The sequence below is a fragment of the Candidatus Cloacimonas sp. genome, assembly GCA_039680785.1.
GTDB lineage: Bacteria > Cloacimonadota > Cloacimonadia > Cloacimonadales > Cloacimonadaceae > Cloacimonas.
This window is the reverse complement of sequence record JBDKSF010000122.1, coordinates 1-24,310: the sequence shown is the minus strand read 5'-3', so window position 1 is coordinate 24,310 and position 24,310 is coordinate 1. Positions and strand designations below refer to the sequence as shown.

Below are 24,310 nucleotides of genomic sequence, written 5' to 3'. Positions count from 1 at the left end.
CCTCCTAAAAAACTGATTCGCGGCTCCTTTTAAAGATGTTTTTGCCATCTTTCTGGAAGCGGGGAATGATATGTAAATGAAAATGGGGGATACTTTGTCCGGCAGCAGAACCACAATTCATCGCCAAATTGTAGCCCTGCGGATTATACTTTTCCGCCAACAGCTTTTGCACAGTTATTGTAATTGCCTGCAATGAAACAACTTCCGCTTCAGTTAAAGCAAAATAATCGGGAGTATGCCGTTTGGCAATTATCAAAGTATGACCCTTACTGACCGGATATTTATCCCAAATTGCAAAAAAATGCTCGTTTTCGGCAAGGTATATAGAACAATCAAGGTTACAAAATTCACACGCCATCTTTTTATTACCTCTTTGTTATATAATAATCCAGTTCTTGCTAATCTCCAAATGATATAATTACTTATCAAACATCAAGTTCTATACTTGTCTCTCCTCATCCTCCCGTCCTCCACCCCTCCTCTACTCCTCCTCAACGAGGAGCGGAAGAGAAGTGAATGACGCGAGGATGATATGATTCTTGCAGGTATGCTTTGCCCGCATCAAAACAGGTTTTCATAATGCAAAAGTTAGATTGGTATAGATTATCCTTATTTCAAACTTTTAGATGGGGCAGACATACCATTTTGGCATTGTCAACATTCCGTGCCTGAGTCCTCTGGTGGAAACGCGAAATTTATCTTTTCCGCTAATTTTTAACAGCGCGGAAAAAAGCAAAACAGCGGCTAACATTATGTCCGCTCTTTCTTTTTCCATTCCGGCAATATTTTCGCGTTGTTTTAGGTCTGTTTGTTTGTATAATTCAATTTGGCGTTGCAGTTCCGCTAAAGTAACTTCATAGCCATCAGCTTGCTGAGGGGTTTTAATTTTGCCTTTTGAGGCAACGCAGGCACAAACAAAAGCCCCTCCTCCGGTTCCGATTAAAGTATCTTTGGTAGTTATGGAAACAGGTAAAACGCCATTAATATAGGATATCAAATTATTATAGTCCTGCGTGGAAATCGGATCGCTTTTCACAAATTGTTTGGTCAGCTGAAGTGCGCCTAAAGGAAAACTTTGGCTGCTTTGAATATGTCCCCCACTGCCCGAAATGATTTCCGTGCTAAAACCCCCGCTGTCAAAAACGGTTATTGACTGCAAAGGATTGGGCAAACCGCTCAACACGCCTTTCCATTCTAATTTTGCCTCTTGTTTTGGAGAAAGAATTTTCACTTCCAAGCAGTTCTGTATATATATTCTTCTGACAAATTCTTTCTTATTGGATGCTATACGAAAGGTCTCGGTGCCCGCGGCAATTATTTCTTCCACTTTATAAGCTCTAATTATGTTTAATTGCAAACACTTTAGAACATAAATTGCCTTATTTTGTCCCAATTCAGAAATATCTCCTTTTGGGGTAAGATAGGAACCCAGACGAAGAGGAATTCTAAGGTCCGTTAAACAATTAAAACTCTTCTCCCCTTTGTCTGCAATGAGACACTTTAGGGAATTGGAACCAATGTCCAATGCTTCTACAATCATTGTAGTTGTTTCCCTTAAGTTTAATTTATGCTGGAGATTGGCATCTTTGGGCTACTTTTTGTCTCCTCCCGCTATAATTCTGGGTAAAGTGGAAACCGCTCAGTTAAAGAATGCACTTCTTTTTTCAGCGCTTGCAAGTATTCCTCGTTATCAATATTATCATACACTCTTTTAATTAAATCGGCTATTATTTCCATTTCTGCTTTTCCCATGCCGCGAGTTGTAACGGCTGGCGTTCCTAAACGAATTCCGGAAGCAACAAATGGACTTCTCGTATCAAAAGGAACCGTATTTTTGTTAGCCGTGATTCCTGCCAAATCAAGTGCCTCTTCCATTTTTTTGCCACTGGGACTGCCATTAATTTCAGGTCCCAAATCAATCAACATTAAATGAGTGTCCGTTCCGCCGGAAACCAGTTTGAAACCTTTGTTAATTAAGGCATTGGCTAAAGCATTAGCATTTTCCACTACTTTTTGCTGATAAAGTTTAAATTCTGGCTGAAGCGCTTCTTGGAAAGCAACTGCTTTTGCCGCAATAATATGCATCAAAGGACCGCCTTGCACACCCGGAAATACCTTGCTATCTACTTCTTTGGCAAATTCTTCTTTGCATAAAATAAGTCCGGCGCGCGGACCGCGTAATGTCTTATGAGTTGTGGTTGTAACAATATCTGCATAAGGGACAGGACTTTGATGTAAACCGGCAGCTACAAGTCCTGCAATATGAGCCATATCAACCATTAACTTGGCTCCTACTTTATCGGCGATTTCACGAAATCTGGCAAAATCCAGTTTACGCGGATAAGCGGAGGCACCTGCTAAAATCATTTTGGGCTTATGTTCAACTGCTAAAGCTTCCAATTCATCATAATTTAGCTGTTCCGTTTCTTTGTTAACTGCATAGGGAACAATGTTATAAAGCTGTCCACTAAAGGAAAGAGGATGACCATGCGTTAAATGACCTCCATGCGAAAGTTCCAAAGCCATAACTGTATCCCCCGGTTTTACTAAAGTAAAATAGGCAGCCATATTTGCTTGCGAACCGCTGTGGGGCTGAACATTCGCATGCTCGGCTCCAAAAATTTGTTTCGCTCTTTCAATTGCCAATCGTTCAGCATCGTTGATAAATTCACAACCCCCATAATATCTACCGTAAAGCTTATAATTGATGGTTCCGGTTTTTTTACTCCAACGGTAGGGATAACCTTCGGCATATTTATTAGTCATAATACTACCCTGGGCTTCCAAAACAGCCATGGATGTAAAATTCTCGCTGGCAATAAGTTCCAGATTTTCACGCTCTCTATTTAGCTCATTCATAATGGCGGCGTAAATTTCCGGATCGGTTTTTTGAATGTGGTTCATTACCTTTCTCCTTGATGTATTTTATTAATTCTATTTATATGTCTTCCACCCTCAAAGGATGTATTTAACCAGACCTTAGTGATTTCTATGGCATAAGGAACGGCGGTAAACCTGCCTGCCAAAACCAAAATATTGGCATCGTTATGAAGCCGTGAAAGCCGCGCTACATCTGTATTTACACATAATGCGGCTCTAATTCCGGAGACCTTATTGGCAGTAATGCTCATACCAATTCCGCTGCCACAAATAAGGATGCCCTTTTCACATTGTTTTGTGGAAACTGCTTTGGCGGCTGGATAGCCAGTATCTGGATAATCCATACTCTGAGTGCTGTGCGTGCCAAAATCCTCAAATTCAATTTCCGGAAAGGCATTTTTGATTGCCTCTTTCAGTTCAAAGCCAGCATGATCTGAAGCAATGGCTATTTTCATTTTTCCTCCGCCATCAAACAAGATAGGGCTATACAGTAATATTTGGATTTTTCGCTTTCGCTGCGGCTCATAACTATCACTGGTTTTGTCGTTCCGCAAATTAGGCCTGCCAATTCTCCTGCTCCAAAAAGCATCAGACCTTTATAAAAACTATTGGCGCTTTCCAGATTGGGAAATATTAAAATATCCGCGTCGCCTTCCAGAGGACTTTGAATTCCTTTGATAGCTAAAGATTCGGGATCGCAGGCAAGAAAAATGTCTAAGGGACCATCTACAAGGCAATTTTTTATCTGTCCGCGTTCCGCCATTTTGCTAAGCAGCGAATAATCAATTGTTTCAGGCATATTGGCAGTAACTTTTTCCGTGGCTGAAAGGAGGGCAACTTTGGGCTTTTCAATGCCAAACTTTCTTGCCATCGCCACGCTGTAATTGATCATAGCTATTTTTTGGTCTAAATCGGGTTCAATCAAAACTGCGGTGTCGCTTACAAACAATAATTTATGATATTTAGGAATTTCAATGGCGCAAGCATAACTCATCACCGCTTTGGGAGGAAGAAGCCCTTTTTCTTTATCCAAAACAGCTTTCAGAAATGTCTCAGTGCCAATCAGACCTTTCATTAAAACATCCGCTTCGTTGTTGCGGACCATTTTAACCGCTTCCTGAACAGCCCTGCCTGAATCAGTTATGTTCAATATTTCTAATCTGTTAGGTGCTATATCAGCCGGTATTAAATCTTTTATTTTAGCTTCATTCCCAATCAGGATGGACTTTACAAATCCATCTTGAGTGGCTCTAATTATGGCATTTATAGTATTATTATCTTCTGCAACGGCAACGGCAATGCGGGTTTTTTTGCCGCTGTTTTTAGCTTTTTCTGACAGTTCAGATAGTTTCGTAATCATTTATTTTACGCCAACATAGCCGCTAAAGCTATGGAATATAATTTACTGTGTTCACTATCTCCCCGGGAAGTTAACACACAGGGCACCCGCGCCCCCATAACTATTGCTCCCAGTTCACTTTTCAGCAGTTTGATGATGGTCTTATAAAAAGTATTGCCAGCTTCAATATTAGGAAAAAGAATGCAATCCGCATCTCCGCAGACAGGACTATCCACACCTTTAATAAGTGCACTTTCTCTATCTATGATCATATCAAAACCCAAAGGACCTTCTACAATGGCTCCTTTAATTTGACCGCGCTTAGCCATATTGGCAATAATAGCCGCGTCCGCAGAAGAAGTAATTTTGGGAAGAACTTGTTCGCTGGCTGAAAGAAGCCCTACTTTTGGCTTTTCAATTCCTAATAAATGCGCCGTTTTAATCAAATAATTGGTGATGGCAATCTTCTGATTTAAATCCGGCAATGGTATAATGGCTACATCACCAACTATCAACAATTTATGATAATTTTTCGGTTCCGTAACCGTTACATGCGAAAGAATGGCCCCCGGATCCATCAATCCGCATTCCTTATTCAAAATGGCTTTCATATAACGATCGGTGGAAAGCAGGCCTTTCATTAAAAAATCACCTTCACCCTGGTTAATCATATCTACAGCTAAAGAAGCGGATTTAACATCTGTGGAACAGGGAACAATGTTAAAGTATGAACAATCAAGATTTTGCTGTTTGCAAACAGAAAGTATCTGTTTTTCATCACCAACTAAAGTTGCTTCAATAAGCCCCATATCTACAGCCATATATGCTGCTAAAATTGTATGTGAATCAACTCCCCAAGCAGCTATCATCCTTTTTTTAGGTTTCGTAGCTAAAACATCGAACATTTGGTCAAGCTTGCTAATCGGCATATTTTTTTGTCCTTTATACTTTTCTTTAGATAAAATTCTTTTTTGCTATGTGGGAAAACTAATTCCTATCCTCTATGTAGCTTAATTGTGCTGTATGTTATCAAATCTTAATTTTGTCAAGTTTTTGTTTTCCAAGGATTGATATGGACACAGATTTAAAGGATGATTTAGATGGAAAAAATCAACAGGATTTGCTATTGTTACTTTTTCCTGCATAAGGAAAAAAACCTCAAAAAATACTAATAACCTCATAAATCCTATACTCCTATAACTCTATAAACTTATAACTCCTATAGTCCCTTAGTCCTTAAAATCCTCTAATCCTTAAATCCTTGTTTCTAAAATCTTTTCTTCATTGTCAGAAGACGAACTCTGCCTCATCATATCTTCTTTTCGGTGCTCTCATTTATCCTCTGTGTCCTCGGTGTAAAAAACCCAAATAATCTGTAAGCGATAATTTTACTTGACGGCATAGCCATATTTAATTAGATTATCTTTTACGAGTAAATTTAGGTATCAGATAAAAATAGCTTAATTCTACAGGGAGGAATTATGAAAAAGACCTTATTTGTAATGCTTTTAGCCCTTGCATTTTTAGGAAGTTTGTCTGCTCAGGTAAATATCCAATCCGGGCAAACGCTTACTCAAAATTTTGATGTTTTAGGAACTTCCGCCACTGCAACAATGCCTGCCAGTTGGAAAGCAGATAAAAATACCACAGTCCGATTGGTTGGAACATATTCTGCAGCTGTAACTGCCACAGAAAGAAATGGTGGTAATAGTATGACTGATTCTGCCGGAAACGGTATTTACAATTTCGGAGCTGGTGATCCCACAACAGCAACTGATCGTGCTGTAGGTTTTTTATCTTCCAGTTCTGCCACAAAAAGTGGTAATGTATATGTTCAGCTTAGTAATAACGGTTCCACGACAATCAACTCTTTCGCTATCAGTTATAATGTGGAAAAATACCGGATGGGCACTAATTCAGCTGGTTTTTCCATCCAAATGTATTATTCCGCTGATGGAACTACTTGGACAAGTGCAGGAAGTTCATTTTTAACTTCTTTCCCAGCTGATGCTACAACTAATGGTTATGCTTCTGCTCCGGGAGCAACAGTTCCTGTAAATGCCACTTTAGCTTACTCTCTTACCGCAGGAAGTTCTTTATATCTTGCTTGGAATTATTCCGTAACTACTGGAACTTATACTTCCTATGCACAGGCATTGGGTATTGACGATGTAAGCATAACTGCCGAAGGAACTGCCTCACCCACCATAGTAGTTAGTGGAACTTTAACTCCTTTTTCCACTTATACCGGCACTCCTTCAACGGCTCAGAGCTACACTTTGAGCGGGCAAAATTTAACCGGAAGCATCACTGTTACCGCTCCCACCGGTTTTGCTCTATCTACTGATAACACTACTTTTTCGAGCGCTCTAACCGTAGCCAATAATTTTAACGGGCTTGTTTATGTGCGTTTAACCGGAACCGCGGCAGGAACTTTTTCCGGCAATATAGTTCATTCCAGCACAGGAGCAACTGCTATAAATCTTGCCGTGGAAGGAACAGTTTCAGCTCCTTCCCCACTGATAGACATTACTGCCAATTTAAATGATTTCAGTACAATTTTGGGAACTCCTTCAGCCGCACAAAGTTATACATTAACGGGACGCTTCTTAACTTCCGCCATTAGTATAACTGCTCCCGCTGGTTTTAATCTTTCCACCAATGACACAACTTTTACTTCCACTCTTTCTTTGGCAAGTAATTTCAGCGGAACTATTTATGTCCGTTTAACGGGTGTTTCGGCAGGAACTTTTACTGGCAACATTGTCCATAGTAGCACAGGAGCCCCAACTCAAAACTTAGCTGTAAACGGAACAGTTACAGACCCAAATGTTCCTACTACTCTTTTCGCTGAGGAATTTAATTACACTGCGGGAACAACATTAACTTCCAACGGTTGGAATGCACATAGTAGTGCAGGTTCCCATCCTGCCATCGTAGCCAATGAAGGTTTGGTTTATCCCGGTTATTATGCTTATCAGGGTTTAGCGGCACAGACAGTTCTTTCCGGTTCCGCGGAAGATGTTAACAAGACCTTTACCAATATGACAACGGGAACTTTTTACGCTGCTTTTCTGTTCAATGCTTCTGAAGCCAAAACCACCGCTGATTATTTCTTCCATTTTGCAACTAATCCCTGTGTATCTGACTTTAAAGGCAGGGTATTTGTCCAAAAGGACGCTTCCGATAACTTAAGATTTGGTGTTACCAAAGCAGGTGCATTTTCAGAAGCTGCGGCAACTCCTTACAGCTATGCTCTAAACACTACTTATCTGATTGTGATGAAATATGTTATCGTTTCGGGAGCAGCAAACGATGAGGTCTTTATGTGGGTAAATCCTGTTATCGGAGCTACTGAACCAGCCGCGCAACTTACTGCAGCTGATTTTTCCGGAACCGACATTGCAGGAATTGGCTCAATCGCCATTCGCCAAGGAACTAACACTCCCATAGCCAAAATTGACGGAATCAGAGTAACTAATAATTGGGCTAAACTTTGGGAAGGAACTCCAATGCCAACTCCCATAATTCATACCAGCACACCCGAACTTGATCCTTTGGAAAGCATTGTAAATTTGCCTTCCGACGAAACAAGGGACTATGTTTTAAGCGGAACCAATATTTTAGGCAGCATCACAGTTTCAGCTCCCAATGGCTTTCAGGTTTCTACTTCACAAACGGAAGGATGGGCTTCCAGTATATCTGTCCCGGCTAATTTCAATGCTAATATTTATGTGCGGATGTTGGCTTCTGCCATCGGTGAATACGAAGGCAACATTGTTCATACCAGTCCAGGAGCCACACCAGTTAATGTTTTGGTTACGGGAGAAGCGCTTCCCGCACCGGTTTCTTGGAATGTTTCAGGCAATTTGACTCCTTTTAGTTCCGAAGCAGGAACTCCTTCTGCAGTTCAGTCCTACACTTTAAGTGCACCCGGAGCCGTTGAACCCATTCAAATAACCACTGCTTATCCTTTTGAATTAAGTTCTACTGGCACAGGTAATTGGGCTACATCATTGTCCTTAAGTTATAATTTTAACGGCAATGTTTATGTGCGGATGAATGCATCAGGAGCAGGAACTTTTAACGGTGTAATTTCCCACAATACTACTTATGCTACTGAACATCAACTATTTGTGAGTGGAACTGCCACACCTCAGCCCGGAATGGCAAATGACTTGTTTTTCTCAGAATATTTAGAAGGCAGCAGTAATAATAAAGCATTTGAAATTTTCAATGGCACAGGTGGACCGATTGACTTGAGTAATTATTGGGTCTGCCTTTTTGCCAACGGTTCTTCAACACCTTCAAATCCTCTGAATTTAGCTGGCACTCTCAATTATATGGATGTTTATGTTATTGCCAATGCTGGTTCCAATGCAACCATACTGGGTCAAGCGGATATAACTTCCACCGTTACTTATTATAATGGAGACGATGCTCTTTTGCTTTACAAAAAAGTGGGGGCTGATTCCACCAGGATAGATGTTATCGGCACGATTGGAACAGACCCGGGAACTGCATGGAATGTGGCAGGAACTACAAATGCTACATTAGATCATACTATCATTCGTAAACCGACTATTACACAAGGCACTTTGGATTGGGCAGCCAGTGCCGGAACTACAGCAGAAGATAGTCAGTGGGTTGTTTATGCTATAGATTACATAGCCAATCTTGGCACTCATACCTTTGGCAATATGGTAGTTACGCCTGTTTTCAATCCACCTGCCGGTACTTATGCCAGTTCTATCAATGTTACAATCAGCACAACTACTCCGGAAGCTGTTATTCACTATACTACAGATGGTTCCGAGCCCACGGAGTCCTCTAATGTTTACAGCGCCCCAATTCCCGTCAGTTCAGATACAACCATAAAAGCCAAGGGTTATGCCACCGGTTTTTCACCTTCGGCAATCGCCACTGCTTTTTATGATTTTCCGGAAAATGTAGCCACCATAGCCCAACTCCGAGCCGGAACCGTAGGCAGTGCCTATCGTCTTACTGGACAAGCAGTTCTTACTTTCCAGCAAGCAAATCGCAATCAAAAATATGTTCAGGATGCTACAGCAGCCATCGTTATTGACGACCCAAGCGGCATAATCACAACCACTTATGCTCTCTACGACGGCATTACTGGCATTACGGGAACTTTATCTGTATATTCAGGTCTTTTGCAATTTGTTCCTCTTGCCGATCCGGGTGCCGCCACTTCTCATAATAATACCATTGTTCCAGTAACGAGAACCTTGGCAACCATCACTTCAGCCGATCAGGCAAGAATGCTAAAAATTTATGGCGTTACTTTGACCCCCAATACTACAGGTGTTTTTGCTGCCACGGCAGAAAACATCACTGCCACGGATGCCTCCGGAACTTTAATAATGAGAACTTTCCCCGGCGCCGATTATGCTGGAACAACCATTCCTACTACTCCGGTAGATATTGTCTGTTTGGGAGGCCAATATAATGATACAATGCAATTTAGCCCCCGTTTTCTGGCAGATATAACCCCCGCAGCGGGAATTTTGGAAGCGCCAATAATTAATATCAGTCAGGTGGGAGGAACGATAAATTTAAGCTGGAACGCTGTTTCCGGTGCCACAAATTATCGGGTGGAATCCGCAGATGATCCTTATGGAACTTGGACAACTGTAACTACCACTCCCAATCTTTTCTATAGCGGAATATCGGTTAATAAGAAATTCTACCGCGTTTTCGCCACTAATTAAACAGCACGATATCCCAAAATAATACAAAGAGGTGGAGATTATGTCTCCACCTTCTTTTTTGCCCATAACTACAGCAGTGCCAAAAGGAACAATCAAGTTCTTTTTCTGCTGCAAAACTTTTCACACTCGATACCCGAATACCTATCTAAATTTTCCTCAACCAAATTTGTAAACTCCCAAGTGTAATTTCTCCTGCCATAACTACATTCTGCCTACGCCTTTATCTTATGCCACCGTAACACTTACCAAACACTTCCCTAACGCTGCTCTTATGGTCGTTCGGGAAGCGTTCGGGAATTGCTAAATCAGCATAAGGGTTAATGACAAGGATGGCTTTGGGTAGAATAGGCAGTGTTATAATGCCCTCTCTTCCTGTGAAATTTGTTTCTTTCTCTTTCGCTTTCTTCCTTTCTCGCCCTTTTCTTTTTTTTTGGTTTACTAATATTTTCTCCTGATAATGCAGTTGCAGAAAAAAGGGTAGGCAAAATCCCGTTGGGAATAAGGCGTGAAAAACATTGAACAACAATATCTGAAGGCAAGTTGTATAGGTAACTACTACAACCCATAAAGCTCATTTACCTACTTAATAAATAAGAGGCATTTTTGGCAAATTTGCAGATTTCTCTTGACTAATAAACGGAATTTTTGAGATTATAAAATAGAAGATTTTTTACATACTGGAGGTATAAAATGTTTTTAAGCGGTGAACAACTTAAAGAGGTATTCCTCAAAGCCAAAAAAATGCGTTTTGGCATTATCGCATCCAATGTTGTTTTTGACACTCAAATCCGAGCTATAATTCAGGGATATGCTGCCGTCAATTCGGATGGTTTGATACAAATGAGTACCGGTGCCTGTAAATATGCGGCAGGTTCTTCGCAAGACATACAAGTTGGTGCCAGATTAATTTCTACAATCGTAAAGACCTTTGCCTCTCAATTTCCCAAATGTGGGATAGGTTTACATATTGATCATGCCACACCTAAAAACTTTGAATTCATTAAATTCTGCATTGAAAATGACCTTGTTTCTTCCGTGATGGTGGATGCCTCGGCAGAAAAACTGGAGGAAAATATCCGCATAACTAAAGAAGTGGTGGAATTGGCACATAAACATAACACTTTGGTGGAAGGAGAAATCGGTCACATTAAAGGAACAGAAGACGAAATTGTTTCTGCGGACGAACTTTATACCAAACCGGAAGAAGCATTGGAATTTGTCATTAAAACCAATGTTGACCTTTTTGCTGCTTCCGTAGGAACCAATCATGGCGTTACAAAAGGTGAAAATGTTGTCTTGCATCTGGATTTGATTAAAGAAATTGATGACCTGCTGATTAAAAACAGTGTGGAAAGAGGACTGGTTTTACATGGTGCTTCAGGCCTAACTGACTGGCAACAACAAACCGCTATTGCCAATGGGGTAGTAAAAATCAATAAGGATACTCACTACCAAATGGATATGGCATCCGCCATTCAAGCATATTGGGAAAAAGAAAAATATGCCATTGTCTGCCCTCCCGATGTTGATCCGGCTGCTTATCTTCCTGATAAAAGCAAATTTGATCCCCGTAAATGGTTGGTTAAAGGTGAAGAAAAAATGCAGAATACCGTTATGGGTTTTTGCAAGATGTCCGGTAGCGCCGAAAATAGTATTTTACTATAAAACGCAGTGCAGAAAATTTGCAATAATGGGTGCCCTGAAGCTAACCTTTATTTATTTTCAAAGTGCTTGCTTGGAAATGTTAAAAACACAACCGAAAGCGAGGAAACCGATTATTGTGAATTTAAACGATATAAACGAAAACACTTAGTATGTGTTTTGATTGGTGTTTGAGAAAATGAACTTTATTTATGAATACTCATATTTTGGCGGTTTGGAAATTTTGATGGTGAAATACCCTGAAATTCTTGGGGAAGTAAAAGAAGTAATTAAAGCTATTTCCCCACCCCAAACCAAGATTAGTAAAGAAAAAACAAGAAAAAGTAAATCACTATTTTCTCCAAAAGACATATATGCCCAGTTCAAAGATAAATTTCAGAGTTTGGGTTATAAAGAACTAAGAGACACTTTTAATATAGAGTTACCGAATTATAATACAAAAATAATTCGCTCTTACAAGCAAATTGATTTCTGCCTTGGTAAGGTGCTAATCGAAGTTCAGTTTGGTAAGTATCCTTTTATGTTTTATGACCTTGCTAAGTTCCAATATTTCTTCAATGAACATAAAGCAGATGTAGGCATAGAAATTGTGCCCTGCCATCAATTGCATAAATTAATGTCCACAGGGGTATCTTATGGAGAACAGCTTATAAACGATGTTGAAAGATTGAATAGACACTTTACGGCTGTTCCCGTAGCTATCTATCTAATCGATATATAAAAAATTAAGAGGAGATATATTATGACAAGTGTAGCAATTAACGGTTTTGGACGCATTGGTCGTTTGGTTTTACGCGTAATATTGGATAAACATCCCGAATTGAATGTAGTAGCCATCAACGATATTACAGATGCTAAAACGCTGGCATATCTTTTTAAATATGACAGCATTCACAAAATATATCCTGGCAATATTTCCAGCGAAGAAAACAATTTAGTGGTAAATGGTAAAAAGATCAGAATTTTTGCCGAGAAGGATCCGGAAGTTCTTCCGTGGAGAGATTTAGGCGTTGATTTCGTAGTTGAATCCACCGGACTTTTTACTTCCAAAGAAAAGGCCTCCAAACATTTGAAAGCAGGAGCCAAAAAAGTGATTTTAACCGCTCCGGCAAAAGATGAAATTGATGCCACAATCGTAATGGGAGTAAATCAGACCTTTTTAAAACCAGAACATTTAATCGTCTCCAATGCTTCCTGCACAACTAACTGTCTGGCTCCCATAGCTAAGGTTTTACAAGATAAATTTGGTATTGTAAACGGCTTGATGACAACTGTGCATAGCTATACTAACGATCAAAGAATTCTGGATTTGCCACATAGCGATTTAAGAAGAGCCAGGGCTGCCGCGATGAGTATGATTCCAACTTCTACTGGAGCCGCCAAAGCCATTGGTTTAGTTATTCCGGAACTGAAAGGAAAATTGGATGGCGTGGCTATTCGCGTTCCCACTCCGGATGGATCTTTAGTTGATCTTTGTGTTAATTTGGCAACGGAAGTGACTAAAGAAGATGTAAATTTGGCAATGAAAGAAGCGGCTGAAACATATCTGAAGGGCTATCTGCAATACTCAGAAGAACCCATCGTCTCCATTGATGTGGTAGGAAGTAGCTATTCATCTATTTTTGACTCGCTGATCACTTATACCAAAGGAAAAATGGTGAAGGTCTTCAGCTGGTATGATAATGAATATGGATATTCCAACCGTGTTGAAGATCTACTGGAGTATATGAGTAAACTGTAAATACTTGTATTCTGCCGAATAAGCAGATGCAACAAAGTTTTAAAAGATTTCTTAAAGAAAAAAGGAAGTTAAGAGAAGAGAGAAAGTCAAAAAAGTCATTTGTCTCAGATAAGTGAATAAGTTAGGAAACACACTGCCAAAATGACTTATAACTTACTTGAATTGGCATAGCAGCGTGGATTTATAATGACGATGCGGAGCTGAGAAAAGTTCCGATTGCCAAACTTTTGGCTTGACAAATACTATTCTTCAAAATCTTTTCCTAAAAATGTGTCGGGGCTATAGCTCAGTTGGTAGAGCGAATGGTTCGCAATCATTAGGCCAGGGGTTCGAATCCCCTTAGCTCCACCACAATTTTTTTTGATCTAAAAATTTCTCTATTTTACCAGTTCGCAAAGATGAATAATTAGATTTATGCTCTCACAGATTACACTGATTACACAGATAAAAATGAGAGAATGGACTAATAATGTATAACTGGTATATTGTAAGTTTTGCCATATATAGATAAGATACTATCGTTATAGTTCATTAAATGTTGCCTTCAGCTTTGGATAAAAGTGAACAAGGTAATAAAATTCGGTTATGCTATAGTCAGCTTGGCAAGTGAAGAATGATCCGTCTTGAGACAAAGACGAATTCCGCGGGCGACCCTTTTAGGCAAAAAAAAGATTTGACAGTTTAAGCTTTATAAAAATTGATGTTCTAAATTAAAAATTACACTTTGAGTGTAAAGCACAAGTCCCATATTTTGCAGGGGCTTATAGTTCTTTAGGAGGAACAATGTTATCCCTAAAACGGAATAGCGGAAGGGAAATTTTTTCATTCCGCCCTATAAACTTAACAAACAGCAGTTTGCTTTTCTGTTTAGAAAACGGAACAATTCAAATGTTCCCTTATTTTGAACAGGAGCATTATGCCTTAATTTTTGGAGGTTCCGGTGAATAAACGCGATAATCGTATCCGTATCAAATTAAAGGCATACGACCATCGTCTTTTGGATAAATCAGTAGCTGAAATAGTAAAATCCACTCGCAATCCAGGAGCGAAAATTGTCGGTCCCATTCCTTTGCCTACAGATCGTTCCATTTATACTGTATTGCGTAGCCCGCATGCTGATAAAAAGAGTCAGGATCAATTTCAGATGCTGGTTCACAAGCGTTTAATTGATATCGTTAATCCTACCCAGCAAACCACAAATGCTCTTAAGCAATTAAGTTTGCCTGCAGGTGTTCATGTAGAAATCAAAGCGAACACAAGGAGCTGATGATGATAGGTTTAATTGGGAAAAAAATAGGAATGACCCAGGTCTTTGACAGTGAAGGAAAAGTAGTTCCTGTTACAGTCATCAAAGCGGGTCCGTGTAAAGTTATCTGTAAAAGAACCAAGACCGAAAATGGTTATGAAGCATTACAGCTCGGTTATGAAGAAATTCAGGAGCGTAAAGTAAGCAAACCGATGCAAGGTCATTTTAAAAAATTCAACAGTCCATTTTATCGTTATGTGAGAGAATTCCGCCCTTCTTACAAACAGAATATTGATCAAATCCAGATTGGAGATGAATTGAAAGCTGACATATTTAACAATAATGAGGAAGTTGCCATTTCTGCCAAATCTAAAGGACGCGGTTTTACCGGTGTTATGAAAAGACACAATTTTGGCGGATTTATCTCTTCACATGGGTCTCACGAGTCGTTTCGCGGTCCCGGTTCAATTGGTCAATGTGCTCAACCTTCAAGAGTGTTTAAAGGTATGAAAATGGCGGGACAATATGGAAATACAAAAGTAACCGTTCATCATATCACTATCGTAAAAGTAGATACTGAAAACAATCTGATAATGGTAAAAGGCGCCGTTCCCGGCCATAGAAATACTTTAGTAACCATTCTTAAGGAACAATAGGCGGTAACAGATGACAACAGCTAAAAGATATAATATGCAAGGTGATTTTTTGGGTGAAGTTGATTTACCGGATACCATCTTTGCGGTAGAGGTAAAATCACCCAAGATTTTATTGCATGAAGTAGTTACAATGTATCTTGCCAATCAGCGTCAAGGCACGGTGCAAAAGAAAAATAGAAGTATGACTGCCGGCAGCACGAAGAAACTGTTTAAACAAAAAGGAACCGGAAATGCCAGAGTGGGTGCACGCAGATCTCCTGTCAGAGTGCATGGCGGAAGAGCTTTTCCCATTTATCCGAAAAACTGGTATCACAAAATTCCACACACCAAGAAACGCCAAGCATTAAAAGTGGCATTAACAGACCGCGCTCGCGAAGGCAGAATAATGATCGTGGAAAATCTCAATTTTACTAAGCCAAGCACAAAACTGGCATTGGAATTTTTAAATAAAGTCATCCCCGAAAAAGGGTATAAACTGATTGTAACAGAGGGACATCATATCCCCACTGTAAAAAGTTTTAGTAATTTGCCTAAAGTTATGACTGATCGCGCGGACAGCATAAATGCCTATGAAGTCCTGAAAAGCAGCTATATAGTTATGACAGACGATGCCCTGAAAAAAGTGGAGGAGGTATTCAGCCAATGATACACCCACGCAATATAATAATCAGCCCCATAATCACTGAAAAAAGCAGTAATCAGGTTCAGAAACAAAATACTTATAGCTTTAAAGTGAGTGGTAATGCTAATAAAATTGAAATTAAGAAAGCCATAGAACGCATTTTTGCCGTTAAAGTTCTGGCAGTGAATACGATCTGCTATCAAGGCAAACCCAAGAGCTTAGGTAAATATAACGGTAAGCGTCCTGATTGGAAAAAGGCAATTGTAACTCTGCGCAAGGGCGATACAATTGCCGATTTTGAGGTATAAAGAGGTTATAATGGGAATAAAGAAATACAGACCTACTACTTCGACTCTCCGTTTTCGTACCGGTTATACCTTTGATGAATTAACTACGGATAAGCCAGAAAAATCCTTACTAAAAACTAAACAAAAAACCGGTGGCAGAAACAACTATGGCAGAATCACCTGTCGTCATAGAGGCGGAGGTAATCGTCGTCACTATCGGATAATTGATTTTAAAAGAGATAAAATCGGAATTCCTGCCAAAGTCGCTACCATAGAATATGATCCTAATCGGACAGCCCGCATCGCATTATTGCATTATGTGGACGGAGAAAAGAGATATATCATTGCTCCTGATGGTTTGGAAGTAGGAGCTAAAATTATGAGCGGACCCGATGCCGAAATAGCAGTCGGTAATGCTATCCCGCTGGAAAAAATTCCGTTGGGAAGCGTAGTTCATAATGTGGAATTAAAAAGAGGAAAAGGTGGACAAATTGCTCGCAGCGCCGGAACCTATGCTCAGGTAGTAGCCAAAGATGGTGATTATGTCCATATTAAAATGCCTTCCAATGATGTTCATTTAATTCGCAAAGAATGCCTTGCCACGATAGGAAGCGTTAGCAATCAAGATCATTCCTTGATCCAAATAGGTAAAGCCGGACGCAAACGCTGGATGGGAATTCGTCCTACCGTTCGCGGCGTAGCAATGAATCCTGTAGATCATCCTATGGGAGGAGGCGAAGGTAAAACATCCGGTGGTGGACATCCTGTTTCTCCTTGGGGTAAACCTTCCAAGGGTGGTAAAACGAGAAAAACCCGCAAATATAGTGATAAATATATTGTGAAAGCGGTTAAAAAGAGATAGTGAGAGGATTATAGAAAATGGCACGTTCAATTAAAAAAGGACCCTTCGTTGATACTCATCTGCTGAAGAAAGTGGAAGTGCTGGATGCTGATGGCAAGAAAAGTGTAATAAAAACCTGGTCTCGTCGTTCAACCATAACTCCTCTGTTCATAGGCCACACATTCAGTGTTCATAACGGTCATAAATTCGTACCTGTTTATGTAACCGAAAATATGGTAGGACACAAGCTGGGAGAATTTTCTCCAACGCGCACCTATCGTGGTCATAAAGAAAAGAAGAAAAAAGTGACGAAATAGGAGAATATGATGCTCGCAACAGCAAAACTTCGCCATACACGCGGTTCAGCCCGTAAAGCACGATTGGTTTTAGATACCATTCGTTATAAACGAGTAACTGAAGCGCAAAATATCTTGCGTTTTTCTCATCGCAGAGCAGCTGCTACAATAAATAAATTATTGGCTTCAGCTATTGCCAATGCCCAAAACCAGGATCCCAAAATAGATTTAACTAAGATGTTTGTAACTGTGGCAACCGCGGATGAAGGTCCACAAATGAAACGCTTTATGCCCCGTGCACAGGGTAGAGCTTATATGATCAGGAAACAGACCTGCCATATTGCTCTGGAAATTCAAAGCTTGGAAGAATAGGAGGAAGACCTTGGGACAAAAAATACATCCCGTTCTTTACCGTATCGGTATAAATAAAGAAACCGATTCCGTCTGGTATGCTGAAGGCAGTTCGTATGTAGATTTTCTCCAGGAAGATATTAAAATCAGAGATTACATTCAGAAACGCTTAAGCGATAAGATGGTATCAAAAGTAAAGATATACCGTAAAACAAATTCCATAACCGTAGATATTCATACTGCCCGTCCCGGTTTAGTTATCGGTAAGAAGGGAGAAGATATCGAAAAACTTCGCACAGAATTAAATGTGTTCATCAATAAGAACCGTAAGAACCCACTCCTTGTTTCCATTAATGTAGAACCAGTAGATAAAATCTGGCTGGAAGCGCGTTTGGTGGGACAAGAAATTGCCCGTCAATTGGAAGAACGAATATCTTTTAGGCGCGCAATGAAAATGGCTATCCGCTATGTAATGAAAGAAGGCGCACAAGGTGTTAAAGTTCAGGTTTCAGGTCGCTTGGGAGGAGCTGAAATAGCTCGTTCCGAAAGTTACAAACAAGGTAGAACACCCCTCCATACTTTAAGAGCTGATATTGATTATGCTAATATAGTGGCAAATACAACCTATGGCGTTATCGGTATTAAGGTCTGGATATATAAAGGTGATATTTTAGGTTAAAGGAGATATGTAATGTTAGCCCCCAAAAAAGTTAAACATCGTAAGATGATGAAGGGAAGAAGGAAAGGTCTATCCTGGACAGGATGCAATGTCTCCTTTGGCGATTACGGATTAATAGCCCTTGAAGATTCATTCATTTCCAGCCGTCAGATTGAGGCCTGCCGTATTGCCATTACCCGTCATATGAAAAGAGAAGGAAAGGTCTGGATCAGAATTTTCCCCGATAAACCAATAACGAAAAAGCCAGCCGAAACCCGTATGGGAAAAGGTAAAGGCGCTCCTGAATATTGGGTAGCGGTAGTTCGCCCCGGCAGAGTTCTTTTTGAAATTGAAGGTGTAGACATTGATGTTGCCAAAGAAGCGCTGCGTCTGGCAGCTCATAAACTGCCGATTAAAACTCGCTTAATTGCCCGCGAAGGAGTAGAATTATGAAACCAGATGAAATTCGCGACTTAAGTATGGAAGAATTGCAGGCAAAACTGGAAGAACTGAGGATAGAACTGTTCAATCTTCGGTTCCAAAAATCTAAAAACCTGCTCGACAGACCTGATCGCATTAAAAATATCCGGCATGATATTGCCAGGATATATACAATTATGAAAGAAAAAGAGAATAAGGACTGAGGTGAAAAGTGGCTACAACCCATAAAATGATTAAACAGGGAATTGTCGTAAGTGATAAGAACGATAAAACCATAGTTGTGCGTGTTCAACGACAATTTATCCATCCACTATATAAAAAGACAGTTCGGCGTCATAAGAAATTTATGGCTCATGATGAAAACAATACTGCCCACGAAGGTGATGTAGTTCAAATTATTGAATCTCGCCCGATGAGTGCCAGTAAGCGCTGGACTTTACATAAAATTGTGGAAAGAAGCAAATAAAGGAGTTATACTGAAATGATACAAGTTCAGACAATGTTAAATATAGCCGATAACTCCGGTGCGAAAAAAGCAATGTGTATAAAAGTTCTGGGTGGAACACAGCGTAAATATGCAACTATCGGTGATGTTATCGTAGTTGCCATAAAAAGTGCCACCCCCGGCGGAAAAGTTAAAAAAGGCACCGTTGAAAAAGCCGTTATCGTCCGAACTCGTAAAGAAATTCGCCGTCCCGATGGTTCTTATATTCGTTTTGCCGATAATGCGGCAGTTATCATTGACGAAAAACATGAACCCAAAGGAACCCGTATTTTTGGACCGGTGGCGCGTGAATTGCGAGAAGCCCACTATATGAAAATAGTTTCCCTGGCACCGGAAGTTCTGTAGGAGGAATTGTGGTAAAAAATAAGATGCACTTTAAAAAAGGCGATCTTGTAAAAGTGATTGCTGGTGACGACAGAGGAAAAAAAGGTCATATTCTGAAGGTCTTTCCCAAAACCGGACAGGTTATTGTAGAAAAAATTCATATGATTAAAAAACATGCCAAGCCAACTCAGCAGAATCCTCAAGGTGGCATTATTACAATGGAAGCGCCTATTAATGCTTCCAATGTTATGCTCTTCAATGAAAAACTGAATGCCGTTTCTAAGCCGGTATATCAAATTCACGAAGGACGCCGCATTCGGGTTTGTAAAAAGAGTGGTGACGAACTGTAGAGGAGATGGAACAAATGAACCGTTTGAAAGAACAATATAAAAATCAGGTGATGGGAGCTTTAACTAAGCAATTTGGCTATAAAAACTGCCACCAAGTTCCCAAACTGGAAAAGATCGTTGTAAGTATGGGAGTAGGGCAGGCAACTCAGAATAAAGCTCTTTTAGATAATGCCGTAAAAGATATGGAAATTATCTGCGGACGCAAACCTGTTGTTACCAAAGCTCGCAAATCCATATCCAACTTCAAGCTCCGTCAAGGTATGCCAATTGGGTGCAAAGTAACTTTGAGAAATGAGGTAATGTATGAATTTTACGACCGGTTAATTTCTTTGGCGATACCCAGAATTCGTGATTTTAGAGGTATTCCGGCAGATGCCTTTGACGGTAGGGGAAATTTCTCCTTTGGTTTGAAGGAACAAACCGTATTTCCAGAAATTGACTATGATAAAATTGATACTATTCGTGGACTCAATATCACGATTGTAACAACGGCAAGAACAGATGAGGAATGTCGTGCCCTGCTTCAAGAACTGGGTATGCCTTTCCAAAAAAATGAATAAGGAGATATAAGTGGCGAAAAAATCACTCATCATTAAACAACAACGAACTCCCAAATTTAAAGTAAGAAAATATAACCGTTGCAAGATTTGCGGACGCCCGCGCGCCTATATGCGCGATTTCGGTATGTGCCGTTTATGTTTTCGCAAATATGCATCACTTGGTCAAATACCTGGAATAACCAGAAGTAGCTGGTAAAGAAGAGAGGAAAAGAATGAGCGTTAGTGATCCGATAGCTGATGCATTGACGAAAATTCGCAATGCATATCGTGCCGGACATTCGCAAGTGACCGTTAACCATAATAACCTTGTAGAATCACTGGTTAACATCCTTGCTGAAGAGAATTTTGTAAATAGTATTCATATTCTTGATAAAGATCCGGAACATAAAATAAACTACAAACGCATTGAGGTAATTCTGCGCTATACTAATGACGGAAAACCTGTATTACAGGGAATCCAAAGAATATCCAAACCCGGAAGAAGGGTTTATGTGAAAGCCGATAAATTACCCTGCGTTTATAATCATACCGGTTGTGCAATTATTTCTACCAGCAAAGGTGTGATGGTAGATCGCGATGCCCGCCTTCAAAAAGTGGGCGGCGAATATATCTGCAAGGTCTGGTAAGGGAGAGAAGATGTCACGCATTGGAAGAGCCCCGATTAAATTAGACCCCGGAACACAAGTGCAAGTCAGCGATAATGTTATAACAATTAAAGGGAAGCTGGGTGAGCTAAAACAAACCCTGATGCCCGGAATCACAATTGAAGCTGAAGATAATGTTTTAAGAGTTCACCGCAGTGACGATAGCAAAAGTCAGCGTGCTTTGCATGGTCTTACCCGTGCTTTAATTCAAAATATGGTAATCGGTGTAACGGCAGGATATCAAAAAATTCTGCATATTTATGGAACTGGTTATTCTTCCGAGGTTACAGGACCTTGGCTGAAACTCACGCTTGGCTATTCACATGATATTTTGCTGGAAATTCCTAAAGAATTACAAGTAAACGCAGAAGCAGTTCCGCGTTCCAAAGGAACCCGTTCTGATTTTCAAAGCATCATCACCATCAAAGGAATTGATAAACAGCTTGTAGGTCAGTTTGCTGCAGAAGTTCGTAATTGTCGCCCTCCTGAAAATTACAAAGGTAAAGGCATTCGTTATATTGATGAGCATATTATCATTAAAGCTGGAAAAGCCGGCACTAAATAAGGATAGGTAAAAGATATGATAACTCCAAGCTGTAAATTAAAAAAAGAACTGCGTAAGCGTCGTCATTTAGCCCTCCGCAAACGCTTAAGCGGAACGCCGGATCGTCCGCGTTTAGTTGTATATCGTTCTCTGAAACATATATATGCCCAAATTATTGATGATACCAAAGGTGTAACTCTCATTTCACTCTCTACCATAGCCAAAGATATGGACTCCCTGGATGGAAAGAAGAAAGCTGAACAAAGTTACGAAGTTGGCTTAAAACTGGGTGAAAAAGCCCTCGCCGCTGGAATCAAAAAAGTTGCCTTTGACCGTGGCGGTTATATGTATCACGGAAGAGTAAAAGCCCTTGCAGAAGGTGCTCGTAAAGCCGGATTGGATTTCTAAGGAGAGAAAATGAATTACGAACAACACCATTCAGAAGAAGAAAGCTTAATTGAAAAAATAATAGAAACCAAGCGGGTTGCCAAAGTTGTTAAAGGCGGCAGAAACTTTAGTTTTTCCGCTATTGTAGTAGTTGGCGATAAGCATGGCAAGGTTGGCATTGGCAATGGCAAAGCAAACGAAATCGTGGATGCTATTCGCAAAGCCAAAGAAAAAGCCGTAAAAAATATGTTTAAAGTTCCGATTGTGAAAGGAACTGTTCCTCACGAAATTGTATCTCGTTTTGGTGCCTCCCGGGTAATGATTAAACCCGCGGCTCCAGGAACCGGAGTTATTGCAGGTGGAACAGCCAGAGCTATTTTTGAAGCAGCTGGAATTGAAAATATTCTGTGCAAATCACTCGGCTCAAACACCCCTACAAATGTAGTCAAAGCAACTATAAACGGGTTAAAATCTATGCGCACTTTAGCAGATATTTCCCGCTTACGCAATAAAACGATGGCTCAAATTACCGGTCAGGAGGAGAGAAATGAAAATTAGAGTTACTCAAATCCGCAGCACGATAAATCGTGTGGAAAAACATAAAAAGGTAATCGAAGCTCTCGGACTGGGAAGAATAGGCAAAAGCCGCATTCATAATGATAATCCTACTATTAGAGGTATGATAGACAAAGTCGGCTACCTCTTAAAAGTTGAAGAACTGAAGGAGGAATAGTAATGTTGAATTTATCTAATCTTGAAGCGCCAGCTGGTAGAAAGAATAAAAAACGCCTCGGCAAAGGACAAGGTTCCGGTTGGGGACATCAAGCCGGGCGTGGACACAAAGGTAAAAAAGCCCGTGCGGGAGGAAATGTTCCGCCCCGTTTTGAAGGCGGTCAAATGCCTTTACATCGTCGCTTACCTAAACGCGGTTTTAAAAATATCTTCCGCGAAGATTATCGCACTTTGAACTTGTATCGTTTACAAAACCTGGATATAACAGAACTGGATATTCCGGCTATGGAAAAGATGGGTTTAATTCCCTGCAAAGGGAAAAAAGCCAATACTCCCGTCAAAGTTTTAGCCGGAGTTAAAGATGATTTCACCAAAACCGTTTATATCAAAGCTAATGCTTTTTCTCAAAAAGCCAGAGAGCTGATTGAAAAGAACGGTGGCAAAGCGGAGGTAGTGTAACTTGTTAAAAACGATCGGTAATGTATTCCGGATTCCGGACTTAAAGAAAAAGATCTTATTAACTGCCCTGTTTCTTGTTTTATACCGGCTGGGGAGTTTTATACCCCTCCCGGGAGTAGATGCTACAGCTCTGAAAGCTTTTTTTGAAGGTGCACGGGAAGGTGGAAATACTCTTTTTGGTTTATTAGACCTCTTTGTCGGCGGGAATTTTGAACGTGCCTCTGTATTTGCCTTAGGAATTATGCCCTATATTACTGCCTCCATCGTGATTCAGCTTTTAGGCAGCATTATTCCTTATTTTGAAAAACTGCGTAAAGAAGGAGCCGACGGACAAAAGAAATTGAATCAGATAACTCGTTATGGAACAGTTGCTTTAGCCGCTTTCAACGCTGTTACTATCACTATGTGGCTTACTAATCTTTCCGGAGGAGTAGTTCCGCGTCCCGATTTTCTTTTTCATTTAACCGGAATTATTACTTTGGTTAGTGGCACGATGATTGTTATGTGGATTGGAGAGCAGATAACTGAGCACGGAATTGGTAACGGGATTTCACTGATCATTTTTGCCGGTATCATTGCCAGGTATCCGGAAGGTTTTGTAAGAATGTTTCAAAAAATATCGGTTGACCCAAGTTACACTTGGAAGGCAATTTTAGCTGTTTTATTGATGGTAGCAGTTACAGCCGCCGTTATTTTTGTAACCGAAGCAGTGCGTAAAATTCCCGTTCAGTATGCCAAACGCATTGTGGGAAGAAAAGTTTACGGAGGTCAAAGTACCTATATACCTTTGCGGGTAAATACTGCCGGTGTTATTCCAATCATTTTTGCTCAGAGCGTTTTAATGTTCCCGGCAACCATTGCTGCACTCATTGGAGGCAAAAGCACTTTCTGGACTACTTTACAGCGTTGGTTATCACCTGGAGCCGTTCTTTACACTGTTTTATATGTCGGACTCATCATTTTCTTTGCTTATTTCTATACGGCAATTGTGCTGAATCCTACTGAAATGGCAGAAAATATGATTAAATATGGCGGACACATTCCAGGTAAGAA

At 40.3% G+C, this 24,310-nt stretch carries 32 protein-coding genes and 1 tRNA gene; 27 read left to right on the top strand and 6 right to left on the bottom strand.

The genetic code is table 11. The annotated features are described in order from the left end of the window. Nucleotides 1–4 precede the first annotated feature (4 nt). From ABFC98_08670 to ABFC98_08645, 6 genes are all read right to left on the bottom strand, one after another. Nucleotides 5–358, bottom strand: coding sequence for an HIT family protein (locus ABFC98_08670; GenBank protein ID MEN6446089.1), 354 nt, complete (start codon nucleotides 356–358; stop codon nucleotides 5–7). Between the two features lie 264 nt (nucleotides 359–622). Next, nucleotides 623–1,540 (bottom strand): exopolyphosphatase, encoded by a 918-nt coding sequence (locus ABFC98_08665; protein MEN6446088.1) that lies wholly within the window; start codon nucleotides 1,538–1,540, stop codon nucleotides 623–625. 71 nt (nucleotides 1,541–1,611) lie between these two features. Further along, entirely contained in the window at nucleotides 1,612–2,904 is a 1,293-nt protein-coding gene (gene glyA / locus ABFC98_08660; GenBank protein ID MEN6446087.1) for a serine hydroxymethyltransferase, read from the bottom strand. Then, nucleotides 2,904–3,335, bottom strand: a complete 432-nt coding sequence (gene rpiB, locus ABFC98_08655; protein ID MEN6446086.1) for a ribose 5-phosphate isomerase B — start codon at nucleotides 3,333–3,335, stop codon at nucleotides 2,904–2,906. Before rpiB ends, glyA begins: the two co-directional genes overlap by 1 nt. Further along, entirely contained in the window at nucleotides 3,332–4,240 is a 909-nt protein-coding gene (locus tag ABFC98_08650) for a phosphate acyltransferase (GenBank protein ID MEN6446085.1), read from the bottom strand. Before ABFC98_08650 ends, rpiB begins: the two co-directional genes overlap by 4 nt. Nucleotides 4,241–4,245: 5 nt before the next feature. Continuing rightward, nucleotides 4,246–5,148: a phosphate acyltransferase gene (locus ABFC98_08645; GenBank protein ID MEN6446084.1), complete on the bottom strand. Its 903-nt coding sequence runs from the start codon at nucleotides 5,146–5,148 to the stop codon at nucleotides 4,246–4,248. A 552-nt stretch (nucleotides 5,149–5,700) separates the two neighbouring features. Between ABFC98_08645 and ABFC98_08640 the strand changes: the two genes are divergently transcribed. The 27 genes from ABFC98_08640 to secY form a co-directional block, all read left to right on the top strand. Further along, on the top strand, nucleotides 5,701–9,951 hold the full coding sequence (locus ABFC98_08640) for a chitobiase/beta-hexosaminidase C-terminal domain-containing protein (protein ID MEN6446083.1): 4,251 nt from the start codon (nucleotides 5,701–5,703) through the stop codon (nucleotides 9,949–9,951). Nucleotides 9,952–10,641: 690 nt separating this feature from the next. Continuing rightward, nucleotides 10,642–11,616, top strand: coding sequence for a class II fructose-bisphosphate aldolase (locus tag ABFC98_08635; protein MEN6446082.1), 975 nt, complete (start codon nucleotides 10,642–10,644; stop codon nucleotides 11,614–11,616). Between the two features lie 175 nt (nucleotides 11,617–11,791). Then, on the top strand, nucleotides 11,792–12,334 hold the full coding sequence (locus ABFC98_08630; GenBank protein MEN6446081.1) for a BglII/BstYI family type II restriction endonuclease: 543 nt from the start codon (nucleotides 11,792–11,794) through the stop codon (nucleotides 12,332–12,334). A gap of 21 nt (nucleotides 12,335–12,355) precedes the next feature. Further along, a complete protein-coding gene (gene gap / locus ABFC98_08625) occupies nucleotides 12,356–13,354 on the top strand; it encodes a type I glyceraldehyde-3-phosphate dehydrogenase (protein MEN6446080.1) in 999 nt (332 codons plus the stop codon). A gap of 275 nt (nucleotides 13,355–13,629) precedes the next feature. Next, nucleotides 13,630–13,705: transfer RNA gene (locus ABFC98_08620), tRNA-Ala, on the top strand. A gap of 589 nt (nucleotides 13,706–14,294) precedes the next feature. Continuing rightward, the gene (rpsJ, locus tag ABFC98_08615) at nucleotides 14,295–14,621 is read left to right on the top strand and encodes a 30S ribosomal protein S10 (GenBank protein MEN6446079.1); all 327 of its coding nucleotides are present in this window, start codon (nucleotides 14,295–14,297) and stop codon (nucleotides 14,619–14,621) included. A gap of 2 nt (nucleotides 14,622–14,623) precedes the next feature. Further along, entirely contained in the window at nucleotides 14,624–15,256 is a 633-nt protein-coding gene (gene rplC, locus ABFC98_08610) for a 50S ribosomal protein L3 (protein ID MEN6446078.1), read from the top strand. Between the two features lie 10 nt (nucleotides 15,257–15,266). Next, nucleotides 15,267–15,902, top strand: coding sequence for a 50S ribosomal protein L4 (rplD, locus tag ABFC98_08605; protein ID MEN6446077.1), 636 nt, complete (start codon nucleotides 15,267–15,269; stop codon nucleotides 15,900–15,902). Then, the gene (gene rplW, locus ABFC98_08600; protein ID MEN6446076.1) at nucleotides 15,899–16,186 is read left to right on the top strand and encodes a 50S ribosomal protein L23; all 288 of its coding nucleotides are present in this window, start codon (nucleotides 15,899–15,901) and stop codon (nucleotides 16,184–16,186) included. Before rplD ends, rplW begins: the two co-directional genes overlap by 4 nt. A gap of 10 nt (nucleotides 16,187–16,196) precedes the next feature. Then, nucleotides 16,197–17,027, top strand: coding sequence for a 50S ribosomal protein L2 (rplB, locus tag ABFC98_08595; GenBank protein ID MEN6446075.1), 831 nt, complete (start codon nucleotides 16,197–16,199; stop codon nucleotides 17,025–17,027). Between the two features lie 17 nt (nucleotides 17,028–17,044). After that, nucleotides 17,045–17,323 carry a 30S ribosomal protein S19 gene (rpsS, locus tag ABFC98_08590; GenBank protein MEN6446074.1) on the top strand — a complete coding sequence of 93 codons (279 nt, stop codon included), beginning with the start codon at nucleotides 17,045–17,047 and terminating at the stop codon, nucleotides 17,321–17,323. Between the two features lie 9 nt (nucleotides 17,324–17,332). Continuing rightward, nucleotides 17,333–17,674: a 50S ribosomal protein L22 gene (gene rplV / locus ABFC98_08585; protein ID MEN6446073.1), complete on the top strand. Its 342-nt coding sequence runs from the start codon at nucleotides 17,333–17,335 to the stop codon at nucleotides 17,672–17,674. A 10-nt stretch (nucleotides 17,675–17,684) separates the two neighbouring features. After that, the gene (rpsC, locus tag ABFC98_08580; protein ID MEN6446072.1) at nucleotides 17,685–18,332 is read left to right on the top strand and encodes a 30S ribosomal protein S3; all 648 of its coding nucleotides are present in this window, start codon (nucleotides 17,685–17,687) and stop codon (nucleotides 18,330–18,332) included. Between the two features lie 12 nt (nucleotides 18,333–18,344). After that, entirely contained in the window at nucleotides 18,345–18,764 is a 420-nt protein-coding gene (gene rplP, locus ABFC98_08575; protein MEN6446071.1) for a 50S ribosomal protein L16, read from the top strand. Further along, nucleotides 18,761–18,955: a 50S ribosomal protein L29 gene (gene rpmC / locus ABFC98_08570; GenBank protein MEN6446070.1), complete on the top strand. Its 195-nt coding sequence runs from the start codon at nucleotides 18,761–18,763 to the stop codon at nucleotides 18,953–18,955. The genes rplP and rpmC overlap by 4 nt, the downstream gene beginning before the upstream one ends. Before the next feature lie 8 nt (nucleotides 18,956–18,963). Continuing rightward, nucleotides 18,964–19,218, top strand: coding sequence for a 30S ribosomal protein S17 (gene rpsQ / locus ABFC98_08565; GenBank protein ID MEN6446069.1), 255 nt, complete (start codon nucleotides 18,964–18,966; stop codon nucleotides 19,216–19,218). A 15-nt stretch (nucleotides 19,219–19,233) separates the two neighbouring features. Next, complete coding sequence (gene rplN, locus ABFC98_08560) at nucleotides 19,234–19,602, top strand: 50S ribosomal protein L14 (protein ID MEN6446068.1); 369 nt, start codon at nucleotides 19,234–19,236, stop codon at nucleotides 19,600–19,602. Between the two features lie 23 nt (nucleotides 19,603–19,625). Then, nucleotides 19,626–19,931: a 50S ribosomal protein L24 gene (gene rplX, locus ABFC98_08555; protein ID MEN6446067.1), complete on the top strand. Its 306-nt coding sequence runs from the start codon at nucleotides 19,626–19,628 to the stop codon at nucleotides 19,929–19,931. Between the two features lie 14 nt (nucleotides 19,932–19,945). Then, a complete protein-coding gene (gene rplE / locus ABFC98_08550; protein ID MEN6446066.1) occupies nucleotides 19,946–20,491 on the top strand; it encodes a 50S ribosomal protein L5 in 546 nt (181 codons plus the stop codon). A gap of 10 nt (nucleotides 20,492–20,501) precedes the next feature. Next, the gene (locus ABFC98_08545) at nucleotides 20,502–20,687 is read left to right on the top strand and encodes a type Z 30S ribosomal protein S14 (protein ID MEN6446065.1); all 186 of its coding nucleotides are present in this window, start codon (nucleotides 20,502–20,504) and stop codon (nucleotides 20,685–20,687) included. Nucleotides 20,688–20,703: 16 nt separating this feature from the next. After that, the gene (gene rpsH, locus ABFC98_08540) at nucleotides 20,704–21,117 is read left to right on the top strand and encodes a 30S ribosomal protein S8 (protein ID MEN6446064.1); all 414 of its coding nucleotides are present in this window, start codon (nucleotides 20,704–20,706) and stop codon (nucleotides 21,115–21,117) included. Nucleotides 21,118–21,127: 10 nt separating this feature from the next. After that, the gene (rplF, locus tag ABFC98_08535) at nucleotides 21,128–21,700 is read left to right on the top strand and encodes a 50S ribosomal protein L6 (GenBank protein ID MEN6446063.1); all 573 of its coding nucleotides are present in this window, start codon (nucleotides 21,128–21,130) and stop codon (nucleotides 21,698–21,700) included. Between the two features lie 15 nt (nucleotides 21,701–21,715). Further along, nucleotides 21,716–22,087, top strand: coding sequence for a 50S ribosomal protein L18 (gene rplR / locus ABFC98_08530; protein MEN6446062.1), 372 nt, complete (start codon nucleotides 21,716–21,718; stop codon nucleotides 22,085–22,087). Between the two features lie 9 nt (nucleotides 22,088–22,096). Next, nucleotides 22,097–22,624, top strand: coding sequence for a 30S ribosomal protein S5 (rpsE, locus tag ABFC98_08525; protein MEN6446061.1), 528 nt, complete (start codon nucleotides 22,097–22,099; stop codon nucleotides 22,622–22,624). Continuing rightward, nucleotides 22,614–22,799 carry a 50S ribosomal protein L30 gene (gene rpmD, locus ABFC98_08520; GenBank protein ID MEN6446060.1) on the top strand — a complete coding sequence of 62 codons (186 nt, stop codon included), beginning with the start codon at nucleotides 22,614–22,616 and terminating at the stop codon, nucleotides 22,797–22,799. The genes rpsE and rpmD overlap by 11 nt, the downstream gene beginning before the upstream one ends. A 2-nt stretch (nucleotides 22,800–22,801) precedes the next feature. Continuing rightward, nucleotides 22,802–23,257, top strand: a complete 456-nt coding sequence (rplO, locus tag ABFC98_08515; GenBank protein ID MEN6446059.1) for a 50S ribosomal protein L15 — start codon at nucleotides 22,802–22,804, stop codon at nucleotides 23,255–23,257. 1 nt (nucleotide 23,258) lies between these two features. Then, nucleotides 23,259–24,310 (top strand): preprotein translocase subunit SecY (gene secY / locus ABFC98_08510; GenBank protein ID MEN6446058.1); only part of this gene is annotated, 1,052 nt, incomplete at its 3' end.